The sequence below is a fragment of the Streptomyces echinatus genome (genome assembly GCF_014203595.1).
Taxonomy (GTDB): Bacteria; Actinomycetota; Actinomycetes; order Streptomycetales; family Streptomycetaceae; genus Streptomyces; species Streptomyces echinatus.
Genome location: NZ_JACHJK010000002.1, coordinates 594,729 through 611,410, shown reverse-complemented (window position 1 = coordinate 611,410; position 16,682 = coordinate 594,729). Strand labels below are relative to the sequence as shown.

Annotated in this window: 10 protein-coding genes; 8 read left to right on the top strand and 2 right to left on the bottom strand. The window is 75.0% G+C overall.

The window, feature by feature from the left end; genetic code table 11:
- Positions 1 to 256: 256 nt before the first annotated feature.
- Complete coding sequence (locus FHS34_RS07275) at positions 257 to 2,248, bottom strand: HEAT repeat domain-containing protein (protein WP_184962328.1); 1,992 nt, start codon at positions 2,246 to 2,248, stop codon at positions 257 to 259.
- A gap of 146 nt (positions 2,249 to 2,394) precedes the next feature.
- A complete protein-coding gene (locus FHS34_RS07270) occupies positions 2,395 to 4,068 on the bottom strand; it encodes an acyl-CoA dehydrogenase family protein (RefSeq protein WP_184962327.1) in 1,674 nt (557 codons plus the stop codon).
- A gap of 71 nt (positions 4,069 to 4,139) precedes the next feature.
- On the opposite strand from FHS34_RS07270, the gene FHS34_RS07265 reads away from it, so the two are divergent.
- The 8 genes from FHS34_RS07265 to FHS34_RS07230 all read left to right on the top strand — a co-directional run bounded on the left by FHS34_RS07265 (position 4,140) and on the right by FHS34_RS07230 (position 16,660).
- The gene (locus FHS34_RS07265) at positions 4,140 to 4,952 is read left to right on the top strand and encodes a PaaX family transcriptional regulator C-terminal domain-containing protein (protein ID WP_184962325.1); all 813 of its coding nucleotides are present in this window, start codon (positions 4,140 to 4,142) and stop codon (positions 4,950 to 4,952) included.
- Positions 4,953 to 5,166: 214 nt separating this feature from the next.
- Positions 5,167 to 6,114 (top strand): 2,3-diaminopropionate biosynthesis protein SbnA, encoded by a 948-nt coding sequence (gene sbnA, locus FHS34_RS07260; protein WP_225817766.1) that lies wholly within the window; start codon positions 5,167 to 5,169, stop codon positions 6,112 to 6,114.
- A 58-nt stretch (positions 6,115 to 6,172) separates the two neighbouring features.
- Complete coding sequence (gene sbnB / locus FHS34_RS07255; RefSeq protein ID WP_184962321.1) at positions 6,173 to 7,174, top strand: 2,3-diaminopropionate biosynthesis protein SbnB; 1,002 nt, start codon at positions 6,173 to 6,175, stop codon at positions 7,172 to 7,174.
- Positions 7,168 to 9,030, top strand: a complete 1,863-nt coding sequence (locus FHS34_RS07250; protein WP_184962318.1) for an FAD/NAD(P)-binding protein — start codon at positions 7,168 to 7,170, stop codon at positions 9,028 to 9,030. The genes sbnB and FHS34_RS07250 overlap by 7 nt, the downstream gene beginning before the upstream one ends.
- Complete coding sequence (locus FHS34_RS07245; protein WP_184962316.1) at positions 9,027 to 10,229, top strand: trans-sulfuration enzyme family protein; 1,203 nt, start codon at positions 9,027 to 9,029, stop codon at positions 10,227 to 10,229. The genes FHS34_RS07250 and FHS34_RS07245 overlap by 4 nt, the downstream gene beginning before the upstream one ends.
- A 140-nt stretch (positions 10,230 to 10,369) precedes the next feature.
- Positions 10,370 to 11,548 carry a benzoate/H(+) symporter BenE family transporter gene (locus FHS34_RS07240; protein ID WP_372478631.1) on the top strand — a complete coding sequence of 393 codons (1,179 nt, stop codon included), beginning with the start codon at positions 10,370 to 10,372 and terminating at the stop codon, positions 11,546 to 11,548.
- 257 nt (positions 11,549 to 11,805) lie between these two features.
- Complete coding sequence (locus FHS34_RS07235) at positions 11,806 to 12,360, top strand: hypothetical protein (RefSeq protein WP_184962312.1); 555 nt, start codon at positions 11,806 to 11,808, stop codon at positions 12,358 to 12,360.
- A 10-nt stretch (positions 12,361 to 12,370) separates the two neighbouring features.
- A complete protein-coding gene (locus FHS34_RS07230; protein WP_184962310.1) occupies positions 12,371 to 16,660 on the top strand; it encodes a cation-translocating P-type ATPase in 4,290 nt (1,429 codons plus the stop codon).
- Positions 16,661 to 16,682: the final 22 nt, after the last annotated feature.

Here is a 16,682-nt window from a genome sequence, read left to right as displayed (position 1 = left end):
CCTGCCGCATAGTCCAGGCCGCCAACCCCTGGGCCGTCGTGCGGGGCCGCGCGCCCGCCCGTGTCGTGGCCATGTGCCCGGGCCGCCCTGCCGCATAGCCCAGGGCGCCTTCCTCTGGCCGCCCTGCCGAGTAGCCCTCGGCGGCGCCCCCCGCGCCATCCCCCCGCGCCATCCGGCCGTCATCCCGCCCCGCGCCGCGCTCCCCGTCCTCCCACGGCGCCCCGCCCTGCGGCCCGTTCTGTGGGCTCCGCGTCGGCTACAGCCCCGCCAGGACCTCGCGGCACGTCCGTAGCAGTTCCTCGTCGTCGGGGATGTCGTGGCTGCCGTACGCGTCTCCGTGGGACGTGTGGCGGCGGGGGTGGGTCGGTTCCTCGGCGATCAGGTCGCGGAGCGGCGCCGCGGCGGGGCCCATCGTGGCCAGGCACCGGGCGATGGGGACGCGGGTGCGCGGGTCCGCCGTCCACGCGGTCCGGAACACGGGCCGGACCGGCTCCGGATCCCCGGCGATGTGCCACAGCGCGCCCGCGGCCGCCACACGCTCCCGCGCCGGACCCGACCGGACGAGCCGGCGCAGCTCGGGCAGCGCGGTGCGGGCGGCCGGGCCCAGCCTGCCGAGCTGCCGCACGGCGCCGCGGCGCAGGCCCGCGTCGGCCCGCCGCAACTCGCGCAGCAGGACCGGAAGCACGGCGGCGGCGTCCCCGTCCGCCGACCACAGCGCGCCCGCCGCTGCGGCCGCGTGGCGGGTGTGGAGCAGCCGGCGCAGCAGCGGTGCCGCCTGCGGGGCGGCGCCCAGGTCCGCCAGGGTCCCGATCACGTGGCCGGCCACCTCGTCCCGCGCGCCCAGGCCGTCGGGGGCACCCGAGAGCAGCCGCAGCACCTCGGGAACGGCATCCCGGTCGCCGATGGCCCTGACCGCCGTCAGCAGCGGGACCGCGAGCCGGGCGGCGGTGGGGGAGGCGAGCGGTATCCGGCCGAGGCGGTCGCGCAGCGCGGGAGCCAAGGGGGCCGCGGCCGGGCCGAGATGCGCGACCTCGCAGCCCAGCCCGGCGGGTGCCGCCGGGCCGGCCAGGAGCTGGGCCAGCGCCGGGACCGCGCGGGGATCGCCGGTCCTGGCCAGCGCCCTGAGCGGGCCGCCCAGCGTGGGCGAGGAACGCTCCCAGCGGTGCGTCCACAGGTCGGGCCGGGCGGTCACGAGCATGTGCAGCTCGTCCGCGGCGGGCGCGGCCAGGGCGTAGAGCTCCGCGAGGACCGAGACGGCGGCGTCCCGTAACCGGTCCTGTTCCGTGTCCAGTTGGGCGCCGAGCAGCCGCACGGGCCCGTCGTACGCGCCGCGCCAGCCGCGGAACAGCACCGCCGACATCCACACGGCATTGCACCGGTCCACCGGGTCCGGACTGGCCAACTGCCCGCTGAGCAGGGCGATCCGGTCGTCCACCCGGTCACCGAGCGCGCCGTGCAGGGTGCGCAGCAGCGCGGCGCCCTGTTCATCGGACGGGCGCAGCCGCCGTATCCGGCGCACCAGGGTGTCCGTGCCGGGCAGTTCCCGGGCCGGGAGGCGCTGCGCGGACCGCTGGTGCAGCAACCGCACCGCCGCCGGCACCAGGTCGGCGGGGAGCCGGCCGGGTGCGCGGAGGGCGAGCTGGCCGAGCGCCGCGAGCCGCTGCCCCGGCGCGAAGGGCGGCGCGCTCTGTTCGGCCAGCAGGTCCACCGCGCCGTCGGCGTGCGCGGGGTACCGCTGCGCGAACAGGCCGAGTGCCTCCGTCAGGGCCGGCAGGACGGAGTCGTCCCGCTCGGCCCGCAGCCGCTGCCGCAGCAGCTCCAGCACCCGCGGGGGGTCGTCCAGGAAGCGCACCAGGGCCCCGGCCGCCGCCTGGCGCACGGCGGGATCAGGGTCCCCGGCGAGCATGGCGAACGCCTCGGCGCCCGCGCGCACCGCCTCCCACGCCCGCCGCTCCCGCTCCGGGTCCTCGGCGCTCGACCCGCCGATGCTGACCAGGAGTTCCACTATGCAGCCCCGCTCCGGCACCTCCTCGCGGGCCGCCAGCGCGAACAGGAAGGGGACGCAGGCCAGCGTCGAGTCGTACACCCTTCCCTGGTGGTGCACCGCGCCGTACATCCCGTCGAGCGCGGTCGCCCGCTCGGCGGTGTCCGTGGACGCGAGGGCCCGCAACCATCCCGGCACGTCCTCCGCGCTGCCGTACGCGTGCCGCAGCGAGTCCCAGTCGACCTCGTCGATCCCCGTGAACACCGTTGTCCTCCCCAGGCGAGTGCCACCTGATCGCGAGTGTGCACCACGGCACCGACAACGGTCCGAATCCATGTGCTGACTGTGTGCGATCCGTCGGCGGTCACCGGCCATGGGGAGGCGGTCATGCGCACGCGCGCGTGGAGGGTTCAGTTCAGGCCGGACAGTGCGCGCTCCAGGATGGCGTCGAGGCCGGTCCCCGCGGGCAGGGTGCCGAACGCGTGGCCCCAGTCGCCGCCCAGCCGGCTCGCGCAGAAGGCGTCCGCGACCGGGTGCGGGGCGTGCCGCACGAGCAGCGACGCCTGCAGGGCGAGCGCCATCCGCTCGACCAGCCGACGGGCACCCACCTGATCGGTTTCGGCCAATTGGTCCTTGAGCGCGGCCACGGCCGTGTCGAGGCGGGCGTCGGCCCCGCGCGCGAGGGCGAGTTCGGCGAACAGGGCCTCGGCGCTGTCCGGTTCTCGGCCGAGGGCGCGCAGTACGTCGAGCGCGTTGACGTTCCCGGACCCCTCCCAGATCGACAGCAGCGGGGCCTCCCGGTAGTGCCGGGGCATGCCGGAGTCCTCGACGTACCCGTTGCCGCCCAGGCATTCCAGGGCCTCGGCGGTGAAGGCCGGGCCCCGCTTGGTGACCCAGTACTTGCCGACGGCCGTGGCGATGCGCCGGAAGGCCCGCTCCCCGGCGTCGCCGCGCACCGCGCGGTCGGCCGCGCCGGCCAGCCGCAGCGTGAGCGTCGTCGCCGCCTCCGACTCCAGCGCGAGATCGGCCAGGACGTTGCGCATCAGCGGCTGGTCGATGAGCCGGGCGCCGAACGCGCTGCGGTGCCGTGCGTGGTGGCCCGCCTCGGCCAGCGTCTTGCGCATCAGGGCCGCCGAGGACATCACGCAGTCCAGCCGGGTGCAGTTGACCATCTCGATGATGGTCTTCACGCCCCGCCCCTCCGGCCCCACCAGCCAGGCCACGGTCCGCTCGAACTCCGGTTCCGAGGAGGCGTTGGACCGGTTGCCCAGCTTGTCCTTCAGCCGCTGGATGCGGAAGGTGTTGCGGGTGCCGTCCGGCAGGATCCGCGGCACCAGGAAGCAGGACAGCCCGCCCGGGGCCTGCGCGAGCACCAGGAAGACGTCGCACATCGGCGCCGACGTGAACCACTTGTGCCCGCGCAGCGTGTACACGCCCGGCTCCCCGGTGGGTGTGGCCGTGGTGGTGTTCGTCCGGACGTCGGAGCCGCCCTGCTTCTCGGTCATGCCCATCCCGGCCAGCAGCCCGGGCTTCTCGGCCGGAACGCGCAGGCCGGGGTCGTACTCGCGGCTGGTGAGCAGCGGCTCGTAGACCTTGGCGAGATCCGGCTGTGCGCGCAGGGCGGGTACGGCGGCGTAGGTCATCGACGTGGGGCAGCCGTGCCCCGCCTCCGTGTGCCCCCACACCAGACCGCCCGCGGTCCGGGCCACGTGCGCACCCGGCCGGTCGTCGGCCCATGGGGCACCGGCCAGTCCCTCGGCGACCGCGGTCCGCATCAGGTGGTGCCAGCTGGGGTGGAACTCCACCTCGTCGACGCGGTGGCCGTAGCGGTCGTGGGTGCGCAGCACCGGCTCGTACCGGTTGGCCTGCTCGCCCCACTCCTGGGCCTCCGTGCTGCCGGCGCGCGCCCCCAGCCGCCGGATGCCGTCCTCGGCCCACCCGGCGCCCTCCCGGCGCAGACCCTCCAGCAGGGCCGTGTCGGCGGAGGCGTCGTAGGGGACGAGCGGCGGGGCCTGGTTGGTGACGTCGTGCGTGGCGTCGGGCTGCTGGGACTGCGGCTGAGGCTGCGCGGGAATCGAGACCATACAAGCATGTTGCACTCTGCCTGCGGTTGTAGCAATGATGCAACAAGAAGACGCACGTACAGTACGGGCCCATGCGCATGAACGTCCCCGCGGATTCGGATCCGGCCGGCCTGCGACCCCTGTCCGCCCGGTCGGTCGTGCTGAGTCTGCTCCTCGGCGTGCATCCGCCCGAGCTGCCGGTGAAGGACCTGGTCCGGCTCGTGGAGCCGTTCGGGGTCGGCGGCTCCACGCTGCGGGCCGCGCTGAGCCGGATGGTGGCCGCCGGGGACCTCCGGCGCGCGGACGCCGTCTACCGGCTCAGTGACCGGCTGCTGGCCCGGCAGCGACGCCAGGACGACGCCGTACGCCCGGGCACGCGCGCGTGGGACGGTGACTGGGAGATGGTGGTGATCACGGCGACCGGTCGCGGCCCGGCCGAACGCGCCGAACTGCGCGCCCGGCTGGTCGCCCTGCGTCTGGCCGAACTCCGGGAGGGCGTGTGGCTGCGCCCGGCCAATCTCGACCGTCCGCTGCCGGCCGCTCTGCACCGGGTGGCCCTGACGTACACGGCCCGCCCCGACGAGCCGCCGCGCGAACTGGCCGCCCGGCTCTGGCCGTCGGCCGACTGGGCGGCCGGCGCCCGCTCGCTGCTCGACCGGGCGGCCGGAGCCGCTGATCCGGCCGCCCGGCTCACCGTCTACGCGGCGGCCGTCCGGCACCTGCTCGCCGACCCGGTCCTGCCGGCGCCGCTGCTGCCGCCCGACTGGCCGGGGGAGGCCCTGCGGACGGCGTACGCCGACTACCGCCGGGAACTGGCCGGGGCCCTGGGCGCGTCGGAGGACGAGGACGGACCACGGAATGAGCCCCTCAAAGGGAGCAACCCCGCGGTCCGACACCACCGTTGACAAGACTTTGCTTGTCTTGGAAGTCGTGTCATGTCAAAGTAGTTTTATCGCTACGAATGAATGGGGGATACAGCGATACACGGGGGACGGGGGAAAGAAGTCCCTTCTGCGTAGCGTGCGCTGAATGTTGCGCACCGACCGACAAGCCCGATGGGCACCACCTGCTTCGGCGTTGACCCCGCCGCGCGTGCCCAGTTCTACGGTTTGGATCCTGGTGATAGCGGAAGAAGTGTACGACCTTGTGCTGGACGACCTGTTCATCCAGCTCCATCAACTGGTTCCGGGAAGTTCCGTCTTCCTCAAGATCGAGGGCCTCAATCCCGCGGGCTCGGTGAAACTCAAGACCGCGGTCGCCCTCGTGGAAGAAGCCGAGGCGTCCGGGTGCCGCTTTCCGCGGACCCGGCTCATCGAATCGACCTCGGGAAACCTGGGAGTCGCCCTGGCGATGGTCTGCGCCGCCAAGGGCTACTCCCTCACCTGTGTCACCGACCCCAACGCCAACCCGCAGACGGTCCGCCTGATGGCGGCCCTCGGCGCCGAGGTCGAGGTGGTCACCGTCCGGGACGGCAACGGCGGCTTTCTGCAGTCCCGTATCGATCACATCCAGGAGCGCCTGCGCCGGGAGCCCGGCCTGTACTGGCTCAACCAGTACGCCAGCCCGGCGGGACCGCAGGCGCACCGGCAGCGGACGGGGCGGTCCGTGCTCGACGCGCTGGGCCGGGTGGACTACGTGTTCGTCGGCGCCGGCACCACCGGGACGCTGATGGGGTGCGCGGAGTTCTTCCGCCGCCACAGTCCCGCGACGCGGATCGTCGCCGTCGACAGCGTGGGGTCGGTGACCTTCGGAGGCCCGCCCGCCCGCCGGCACATTCCCGGCCTCGGGACCAGCAGGCGCCCGGAGATACTCACCGAGTCCCTGGTGGACGAAGTCGTCCTGGTGCCCGAGGCGGAAGCCGTGGACATGTGCCGCGCCCTCGCCCGGGAACGCGGCCTGCTGCTCGGCGGATCGACGGGGACGGTGCTCAGCGCGGTGCGGAGCGCGGCCAAGAGGATTCCGGACGGCAGTGTCGTCGCGGCGATCTCGCCCGACTTCGGCGAGCGCTATCTGGAGACGATCTACAACGATTCCTGGGTGGCCGAGCGCTGGCCCGGACATCACTGAAGAGCCCATCGACGAAAAACGAAGCTCGGATGACACGCCGAGCCGGGGGAACCGTAAAGTGTTCAAATTTGAAATTGTCGCCGGCGGTGCCGTGCGCAATGTGCTGCAAAACAGCCGCCGCGAAGTCCTCGATCTGGTCGGACGCACCTATCGCATTCACGAGACCGGCCGGACCGTCAATCCCGACAGCTACTTCCTGCGCTTCCCGGAGAAGCCGGACTCCCGCATCATCGCCCTGCCCGCCTTCCTCGGCCCCGAGGCAGGCGTCGCCGGAATCAAGTGGATCGCGAGCTTCCCGGAGAACACGCGGTCGGGGGCGCCGCGGGCCTCCGCGGTACTCGTCCTCAACGACTACGGGACGGGCCACCCCGTGGCCTGCCTGGAAGCCGCCGCCATCAGCTCCGCCCGCACCGCCGCCTCCGCCGCCCTGGCCGCCGCCACGCTCCGGCCCGAGGGACACCGGGGAAAGACGATCGCCGTCGTCGGCGCCGGGGTCATCGCCCGCAACATCTGCGACTACCTGAACGCCGCGGACTGCGTCCCCGACACCTACCTGGTCCACGACCTGCACGAGCCCTCCGGCCAGGCCCTGGTGGAGCACCTGCGCACCACGCAAGCCGTGCCCGCCTCCTTCACCCCGGACCTCGCCACGGCCCTCGCCGCCGACACCGTCGTGTTCGCGACCACGGCGCTGAAGCCCTACGTCACCACGCCCTTCGAGCCCGGCCAGCTCGTCCTGCACATCTCGCTGCGCGACCTGGCCCCCGAGGTGGTGCTGCGGGCGCAGAACATCCTGGACGACGTCGACCACTGCCTGAAGGCCGACACCTCGCCGCACCTCGCCGAACAGGCCACCGGCTCCCGCGACTTCGTCACCGGCACGCTCGCCGGCGTACTCGGCGGCGAGGTCGTGCCCGACCGCGGACGCCCGGTGATCTTCTCGCCGTTCGGCCTCGGTGTGCTGGACCTCGCGGTCGGCGCCTTCGTCCTGGAACAGGCGCGCCGCGACGGCACGGCCGTCGAGATCCCCGACTTCTTCGGGGAGACGCGCCGATGGTGACCTCGATACGCCCCTCCGCGACGACCGTGGCGATCATCGGCATGGGCTCCCGGGGCCTCGGGCTCCTGGAACGCCTGGTCGCCCACTGCCTCACCCGGCCCGCGCCGGTGACCGTGCACCTGGTGGACCCGCAGCCGCCTGGCCCCGGGTTCCACCTCGCCGACCAGCCCGACCACCTGCTGCTCAACACCGTCTGCTCCCAGCTGACGGCGTTCGCGGACGAGCGGATGGTCGAGGGCCCCGCACCGCTGTCCGGCCCCTCGCTCGCCGAGTGGTGCCAGGAGCGGGACCTCCGCCTCGCCGACGACGGCCGCACCGTCCGCGTCGGCGAGGGCCACCGGATCCGCCCGAACGACTTCCTGCCCCGCAGGCTGCTCGGCGAGTACCTCGCCTGGGCCGCCGAGGCGGTCGTCGCGGCCGCACCCGACTGCCTGACGGTCGTGCCGCACCGCTGCGAGGCCGTCGACGTGCGGCCCGGCCCGGCCGGCACGGAGGTGGTGGAACTCGCCGACGGCACCCTTGTCGACGCCGACGCCGTGTTCGTCACCGTCGGCCACCACTCCCTGTACCGTCCGGCCGCACCGGCCGCCGAACCACGGCTGATCACCCGTCCCTACCCGCTGCCCGAAGCGCTCGACGGCATCGCGCCGGGGGAGCGCGTGGCCGTGCTCGGCATGGGCCTCACCGCCATGGACGTCATCGCGAGCCTGACCGTGGGCCGCGGCGGCCGGCACGAGCCGCACGCCTCGGGCACGCGCTACGTACCGAGCGGGCGGGAGCCCGGGATCGTCCTGGCCAACCGCTCGGGCCTGCCCTCGCGCAGCCGGCCGTACCTGGCACCGGACCGGGTGCGGTGCGCGCCGCTCGCGCTGACCGCCGACGCCGTGGCGCGGCTGCGCAGCCGGCGGGCCGACGGCCGCCTGGACTTCGCCGCGGACGTACTCCCGCTGGTCGAGGCGGAGATGGAGCTCGCCTACCACCGCACCGTGCGGGCCCGCGAGTGCGGTGACCCGGCGGCCGCGGACCGGGAGTTCGCCGAGCGCGTACGGGAGGCCGGGTACGAGACGCTGCTGGAGGAGTGCCGCGACCGCTGGGGGCCGGCCCCGCTGGACGGTATCCTCTCCGCGGCCGCGGCCGGGCGGCAGTGGGCGGACCACGACGCGTACACGCGCTGGTTCACCGGCGAGGTGGCGGCGGACCTGGTGGAGGCCCGGGCCGGACTCGGCGTCAGTCCCCTGAAGGAGGCCCTGGAAGTCCTGCGGGACCACCGCGACGTGCTGCGGACGGCCGTCGACGCGCCCGGCCTCGACGACGCCTCCCTGGCCCGGTTCTTCGGCGAGTTCAGCACCACCGTCAACCGGCTGGTCATCGGCCCGCAGCTGGACCGCTCGGCCGAACTGCTGGCCCTCGTCGAGGCGGGCGTCGTCCGGCTCGGCCCCGGCCCGCGGCCCAAGGTCATCGCCCCGGCGGGACAGGGCCCCTGGATCCTCGAATCCACCGCCCTGCTCCGGCCCGCGTCCGTCGAGGCCGACCACGTGGTGCACGCCCACGTCCACGAGCCCTCGCCCGCACGCGTCCCCGGCTCCCTGCTCGCCACCCTCGCCGCCGCCGGCCGGATCCGCACCCTCGGCTCCCGCGGCGGCCCCGCCCACGGGCTGGCGGTCACCCGCGAAGGCCAGGGCATCGACCGCGCCGGGAACACCCAGCCGCGGCTGTTCTTCCTGGGCCCGCACACCGAGGGCTCCAGCTACTACAACCACTACGTCCCCTCTCCGGGCCTGCCGTCCCGCGCACTGATGGACGCGGAACTCGCCCTGAGCACCTCCCTGCCGTCAGTGATCACGAGGAAGCGATGACCAACAGCGAGAAGTTCACGCCCTGGACGACGCGGTACCGGGCCGAGACACGCGCCGCGCAGGCCGACGGCTGGCGCGACCCGGTGACCGGAGCCGTACCGCCGCCCGTCGGCCTCTCCGCCACCTTCGCCCGGGACGCCGAGTACCGGCTCCCCGGTGGCCTGGCCTACCTGCGCGACCAGGGCAGCCCCGGCTACGAGCAGGTCGAGAACGTGGTCGCGGGCCTGGAGGGAGGTTCCGAGGCCCTGGTGTTCGCCTCCGGCATGGCGGCGGCCACCGCGGTGTTCCAGGTGCTGCCCGGCGGCTCCCGGGTCGTCGTACCGAGGACCATGTACTTCGGACTGACCAAGTGGCTGACGGAGTTCGGGCCGCAGCGCGGCCTGGAGGTCGTGCAGGTGCCCATGGACGACCTGGACGCCGTGGCCGCGGCCGTCGGCGCCGCCCCCACCGCCCTGGTGTGGGTGGAGAGCCCGGCCAACCCCACCTGGACGGTCACCGACGTCGCGGCCGTCGGCGAGATCGCCCACCGCGCCGGTGCCCTGTTCGGCGTCGACAACACGGTCCCGACTCCGGTGCACAGCCGCCCGTTCGACCTCGGCGCCGACGTGGTCATGCACTCCGGCACCAAGTACCTCAACGGGCACACCGACGTCGTCGCCGGCCTCCTGGTGCTGGCGCCGGAGCGGACCGAGGCCCGCGAGACGCTCTGGGAGCGGCTCCGGCTGCACCGCAGGCTGACCGGCCCGCTCCTCGGCCCCCTGGAGACGTACCTGCTGATGCGCGGCATACGCACGCTGTTCCCGCGCATGCGGCAGATATCGGCCACCGCCCTCGCGCTCGCCGAGCACTTCGCCGAGCACCCGCTGGTGAGCCGGGTCGCCTACCCGGGCCTGCCCACCGACCCCGGACACGGGATCGCCGCCCGCCAGATGACCGGCGGATTCAGCGGCATGCTCTCCCTGCATGTCGCCGGGGACCACCAGCGCTCGCTGCGCGTCGCCCAGCACTGTCAACTCTTCATCCGTGCCACCTCGTTGGGCGGCGTGGAAAGCCTCATCGAACACCGCTACACCTTCGAGGGGCCGGGCAGCACCGCACCGAAGGACATGGTCCGCCTCTCCATCGGCCTGGAGAGCCCGGCCGATCTCGTCGCCGATCTGGAACAGGCCCTGGAAAGGGCTGCGAAGGAAGACAGTTGAGCCCCGAGTCCCCTGACACAGACACCACCGCCGGCGCGGCGCACCCCGCCGCGCCGGCCTCCTCTCCCGGCCGCTCCCGACCGGAGCGGCCCGGGCCGCCGGAGCCGGCCGGCGGACCGGCTCCGGCGGAGCGGCCCCGGCTGCTGCGCGACGCGTCGCTGTCCGCCGTGCTGGCGGGCTTCGTGGCCGTCGTCGTGTCCTACTCCGGGCCGCTGGTCATCGTGCTCTCGGCGGCCTCGGCCGGACACCTCGACACCGCGCAGACCAGTTCCTGGGTGTGGGCCATCTCCATCGGCAGCGGTCTGACCTGTATCGGGCTGAGCCTGCGCACTCGTATGCCGGTCATCACCGCCTGGTCGACGCCGGGAGCGGCCCTGCTGGTCACGAGCCTCGGCGCGTACTCCTACGCCGAGGCCGTCGGCGCGTTCCTCATCACCGGCGCCGTCATCACGCTGATCGGGCTGACCGGGGTGTTCGGGTGGCTGATGCGTCAGGTGCCGACGGCGGTCGTCTCGGCGATGCTGGCGGGCATCCTGTTCAGCTTCGGCACGCACGTCTTCACCTCGCTGAAGACGGCACCGTTCATCGCCGGATCGGTGCTGGTGGCCTATCTCCTGGCCAAGCGTCTGCTGCCGCGGTACGCGGTGCTGATCGCGCTGGCCGTGGGCGTCGTGGGCAGTGCGGCCACCTCGCGGCTGCACGTCCACGTGGACAAGATCGAGCTGGCCCGGCCGGTGCTCACCACGCCGGAGTTCTCCGTCGCCTCCCTCGTCGGCATCGCCGTGCCGATGATCCTGGCCACGCTCGCCTCGCAGAACGCCCCCGGCATGGCGGTGCTCTCCGCCTCCGGCTACCGGCCCGACGACCGTCTGCTCATCGGCACCACCGGGCTGGCGTCCACGGCGCTGGCCCCCTTCGGATCGCACGCGATCAACCTGGCCGCGATCACCGCCGCGATCTGCACCGGCCCGGAGGCGCACCACGATCCGCGGCGGCGCTACGTGGCCGGTGTCTCCTGCGGTGCCTTCTACCTGCTGATCGGCGCCTTCGGCTCCACACTGGTGGCCTTCTTCGCCGGGCTGCCGAAGGAGCTGGTCGCCGCCATCGCCGGTGTCGCGCTGTTCGGGGCGCTCGCCGGCGGCCTGACCGGCGCGGTCAAGGAGGAGAAGGACCGCGAGGCCGCGCTGATCACGTTCCTGGCCACGGCGTCCGGCGTCACCCTCTTCGGCATCGGCTCCGCCTTCTGGGGCCTGGTCTTCGGTGTCGCCGCCCACCTCGTCCTGTCCGGGCAGTGGCGCCGCAAGTCCGCCGCCGCGTGACAAACGGCCGGGCCGCCGACCGCGGCCCGGCCATGGTGCCCGGCCCGCCGACCGCCGCCCGGCCACGGTGATCGGCCCGCCCCGGCTCCGTCGTAGGCGATGTCCGGGGCCGGCCGGCGTGGCGCGCGGGGCGGGTGGCGCCGTGGGGAGCCGTGACGTTCCCTGGTAAGTGCGGGCGTTTCCGGGCAAAGGGGGATGACCAGCATGGTCGTGGGCACTCGGTGGGCGACGTCAGACGATCTCACCCGAGGAGAGTCATGGCTGAGCAGAAGTCGTCGGTCCTCACGGCACCCCTGCGCGGCGCGGCCTCGGTACTGCGCAAGGTGCCCGGCGCCGGAACGGTGAGCAGGGCCGCGGAGGAAACCCTGGCCAAGGTCGGCGCGGTCTCGCCCCGCGGACGGCGCATGGCGGTGTACGCCGGAGCCGGAGTGCTCGGCGTCGCGGGGGTGGTGGAGTGGCCCGTGGCGCTCACCGGCGCGGCGGTCGCCTGGCTCACCCAGCCCCGTCCCGGCCGCCCGGCCGACGCGGGCGACCTCGGCCCCGAGCCCGCACACGACCTCGGCACCGCGGCCCTCAGGTCCGGCGGCGCGAGCCACGGGCACGGCCGGGCTCCCGGCCCGGTGTCCGCCGGGCCCGGGACCCCCGCGGGTACCCCGACCCCCGGACACGCCCCCGGGCCGGGCGCCAAGGGATCCGGTCACGCGCGGGCGTCCAGCCCGCCCGAGTCCGCCCACGGTGTCGGGGGGCCGGCCGCCAGAACGACCCCCGGTCCCCTCGGCCCGACGGCGCGGCCCGACCGCACCACGCTCTGAGGAGGTCAAGTTGCCCGGACTGCTCACCGTGCCGGCGGCCGCCGCCCGCCTGCTGCCCGCGGCACCACGCCTGCTCGCGCGCGCCGCCGCACCCGCGGTCGGAATGGCCGCCGGTGCCGCCGCCGGAACGGCCCGGGCCGGCGTGCGCGGCGCGGATGCCGCCGTGCGGGTGTCACGCGTGGCCCGCAACGCGCTGCCCGGCGCCGGTGACCACTGGCGCTCCGGCGCCCGCGCCCACCTGGCCGTACGCCCGGTGGAAGGCGAACAGGCGCGCCGCGCGGGCGGCACCGGGCATCTCGCGCGCCGGGTCGCCGAGGCGCTGGAGGAACATCCCGACGTGCTCCTCGCCTACTGGGACCAGGGACTCGCCCGTCTGGTGGTGACCGCGACCGGCGAGGAGGCCGCCGACCGGGTCCTGGAGCACGCGGCCGTCCTGGCCGAGCGGCACGGCCTCGTCCTGGCCGGCGGGGACGTGGAGGAGACCACCCACCCGGCCGACCCGGCCGGCGTGCGCGCCGCCGTGGCCACGCTCGCCGCCGACGGCGTCGGAACCGCCGTCGCCCTGGCCGCGTACACGCTGCGGCTGCCGCCCTCCCCCCGGATGGTCACCGCGGCCGTCACCCTGCTGCGGGAGAACCCGCGCTTCCGCGACTGGCTGCGGGCCCGGCTCGGCGACACCCCCATGGATCTCGTGCTGGCCTGTGTGAACGCGGCCGCGCACGGAGCCGGCCAGACCCCCACGTCCCTGCTGCTCGACGGCACCCTGCGGGCCTGCCAGGTGGCCGAGACGGTGGCCCGCTCCGCCGCCTTCGACGCCGTGCACGATCGGCTGTGCGCACCCGGCCGGGTCAGCCTCGCCGCGGGCGGCCCGCCGCGCCCACCGCTGCGCGTCACGCCCGCCCAGGAGTACGCGGCGCACGCCTCCGCGGGCAGTGTGCTCGGCGCGGCGGCCACCCTGCTGGTCAAACACGACGGCGCGGAGGCGGCGGAAGCGGTGCTGGCCGGCTCCCCGAAGGCCGCCCGCTACGGTCCGGCCGCCTTCCACGCCATGCTCAGCGCCGCCCTGGCCCGCACGGGCGTGCTGGTCCGCGCCCCGAAGCGGCTGCGCCAGCTGGAGATGGCCGGGACGGTCGTCCTGCACTCCGGCGCCCTGCGCACCGAGGACGGCGAGGCCGACCCGTGGGCCGAGCCGGTGCTCGACGCGGCCCGCCGTGCCGGGCTGCGGGTCGTCCTCGTGGACGACCCGGCCCTGGAGGACTTCACCGGTCTCGCCGACCAGGTCGTCGACGCCCGCCGACCGCTGGACGACGTCGTGTACGAGGCGCGCGGCGGCGAGGGGGCCGTGCTGGTGGTCGCCCGGGTACAGGAGGCCGACGGCGACGACGTGCCGGCCGCACTGCGCGCCGCCGACGTCGCGGTCGCCCTGACCGACCGGGACGGCGCCGTCGACTGGGGCGCCGACATCCTCGCCCTGCACGGCCTGCCCGACGTGTGGCGGATCCTGACCGCCGTCCCGGCTGCCCGCGCGGTCGGCCGCCGCTCCCAGACGCTGGCCCGCTCCGGTGCCGCGCTGTCCGGGCTGCTCGTCGCCGTCGGCGAGTCCGGCGGCGGAGCCGGCCGCCGGGCCGTGCTGCCCGGCCTCCGGCACGCCCCGGTCGACGCCGGCGCCGCGACGGCGCTGCTGTCCGGCATCCGGGCCGCGATAGGCGTGGCGGTGGCCCGCGCCCCGCACCCCCGCCCCCGCGTCCACTGGCACGAGCTGGACCCGGACCAGGCCAGGGAGCGGCTCGAACACGAACCGCCGGCCGAGACCGGACCGTTCGACACGCTGACCTCCCGGCTGCGCAAGGCGACCGGGAGCGTCACCCGGCACCCGGCCGTCGCCCCCGCACGCTGGTCCTACCGGCTCGGCCGGGCCGTCCGCGGCGAACTCCATGATCCGCTCACCCCGGTGCTGGCGGTCGGCTCGGCGGCGTCGGCGATCCTCGGCTCCGTCGTGGACGCGCTGCTCGTCGTCGGCGCCCTCGACCTGAACGCCCTGGTGGGCGGCGTCCAGCGGCTGCGGGCCGAGCGGGCGCTGTCCGGGCTGGTCGCGGAGCAGAAGCAGAAGGCGCGCCTGGTCCCGTCCGAGGAAGAGGCCCCGGCCGGCGGCACCCGCACCGTGGAGGCGGGCGGGCTCCGGCCTGGGCATGTGATCCACCTCAAGGGGGACGACGTGGTGCCCGCCGACGCCCGGCTCCTGTGGCAGGACGGCCTGGAGGTGGACGAGTCCGCCCTGACCGGCGAGTCGCTGCCGGTGGAGAAGCAGACGGACCCCACCCCGCACGCCCTGGTGGCCGAACGGCGCTGCATGGTCTTCGAGGGGACGACCGTGGTGGCGGGGGAGGGCCGGGCCGTCGTGGTCGACATCGGCGACCGCACCGAGGCCGCCCGCGCGGTGCACCTCGCCGCCCGTACGCCCCCGGCCGGTGGTGTGCAGGCCAGGCTCCAGGACCTCACCCGCAAGGCACTGCCGTTGACGCTGGCGGGCGGCGCCGCGGTGACCGGCCTCGCCCTGGTCCGCGGCACGCCGATCCGCGAGGCGGTCAGCGGCGGCGTGGCGGTGGCCGTGGCGGCCGTACCCGAAGGGCTGCCGCTGGTGGCGACGGTCGCCCAGCTAGCGGCGGCCCGGCGGCTGAGCCGGGGCGGTGTCCTGGTGCGGACCCCGCGCACGCTGGAGGCGCTCGGCCGCATGGACACCATCTGCTTCGACAAGACCGGCACGCTCACCGAGAACCGGCTGCGGCTGGTGCGCACCACCGACGCCGAGGGCACGGTCCACGCGGCGGACGACACCGGCGCCGAGAGGACGATCCGGGCCGCAGCGCGGGCCTGTCCGCGGCGCAACGGGGGCTCCGAGCAGCCGGTGCACGCCACCGACGAGGCCGTGCTGGCCGCCGCGGGACCGGATCCGGACTGGACTCAGCTGGCCGGTCTGCCGTTCGAGGCCGCGCGCGGGTACGCCGCCGCCGTCGGCCGGGGCGGGGACGGCCCGGCCGTGCTCGTGGTCAAGGGCGCCCCGGAGACCGTGCTGCCCGCCTGCTCCGGATTGCCGGAGCACGCCTCCGACGGGGCGCAGTCGCTGGCGGCGGACGGCCTGCGGGTGCTGGCGGTGGCCGAACGGCGGCTCGACGAGGGCGAGCAGGAGGCCGAGGCCCTCGAACGGCCGCTGGAGGGCCTGGAGTACAAGGGCCTGCTGGCCCTGTCGGACGTGCCCCGCGAGACGTCCACGGCACTGGTGAACGGACTGATCGGGGCGGGTGTGCGGCCCGTCGTACTCACCGGCGACCATCCGCAGACCGCGCGGGCCATCGCCGCCGAACTGGGCTGGCCCGCGGACACCGTGGTGGTCACCGGCGACGAGCTGGCCTCGGCGGACCGTGCGGCCCGGGCCCGGATGCTGCGCGACGCGGGCGTGGTGGCCCGGGTGGCGCCGGAACAGAAGCTCCAGGTCGTGGAGGCACTGCGGGACGCGGGCCGGGTGGTCGGCATGGTCGGCGACGGCGCCAACGACGCCGCCGCGATCCGCGCCGCCGACATCGGCGTCGGCATCAACGCGCGGGGCTCGGCCGCCGCGCGCAACGCCGCCGACATCGTGCTGACCGACGACGACCTGACGGTGCTGATCGACGCGGTCGGCGAGGGCCGCGCCCTGTGGCACAGCGTGGCCGACGCGATCGCCATCCTGATCGGCGGCAACGCGGGCGAGGTGGGCTTCGGCATCCTCGGGACGCTGCTGTCCGGGCGGGCGCCGCTGTCCACCCGGCAGATGCTCATGGTGAACCTGTTCACCGACCTGTTCCCGTCGATGGCGGTGGCGGTGACGGAGAAGGAGGGCGAGGCGGACCTCACCAACGTGGAGGAGGCCGCGGGCGTGCTGGGCGACCCCCTGCTGCGGCAGATCCGGCACCGGGCCGTGACCACCTGCCTCGGCGCGCTCACGGCGTGGCTGATCGGCCGCTTCACCCCCGGCACCGCTCGCCGCTCCAGCACCATGGCGCTCTGCGGCGTGGTCGGCACCCAGCTCGCGCAGACCCTGCTCGACCGGCGCGACAGCCGCCTGGTGCAGATCACGTCCCTGGGCTCGGCCCTGGCGCTGGTCGCCGCGGTGCAGATCCCTGGCGTCAGCCGTCTCTTCGGCTGCACCCCGCTCGGTCCGGTCGCCTGGGCCGGAGTGGTGGCCGCGATCGCGCTGGCACTGGCGGGACAGCGGACCCTGCCCCGCCTGGAGGAGACCATCGGCCGCCTGCTGCCGACGTGACCGGGTTCCGTCGGCCGGGTTC

Coding starts and splice junctions, on each gene's coding strand:
- FHS34_RS07270 (WP_184962327.1), bottom strand. CDS start 4,068: ATGGTCTCGATTCCCGCGCAGCCTCAGCCGCAGTCCCAGCAGCCCGAC.
- FHS34_RS07265 (WP_184962325.1), top strand. CDS start 4,140: ATGCGCATGAACGTCCCCGCGGATTCGGATCCGGCCGGCCTGCGACCC.
- FHS34_RS07250 (WP_184962318.1), top strand. CDS start 7,168: ATGGTGACCTCGATACGCCCCTCCGCGACGACCGTGGCGATCATCGGC.
- FHS34_RS07245 (WP_184962316.1), top strand. CDS start 9,027: ATGACCAACAGCGAGAAGTTCACGCCCTGGACGACGCGGTACCGGGCC.
- FHS34_RS07235 (WP_184962312.1), top strand. CDS start 11,806: ATGGCTGAGCAGAAGTCGTCGGTCCTCACGGCACCCCTGCGCGGCGCG.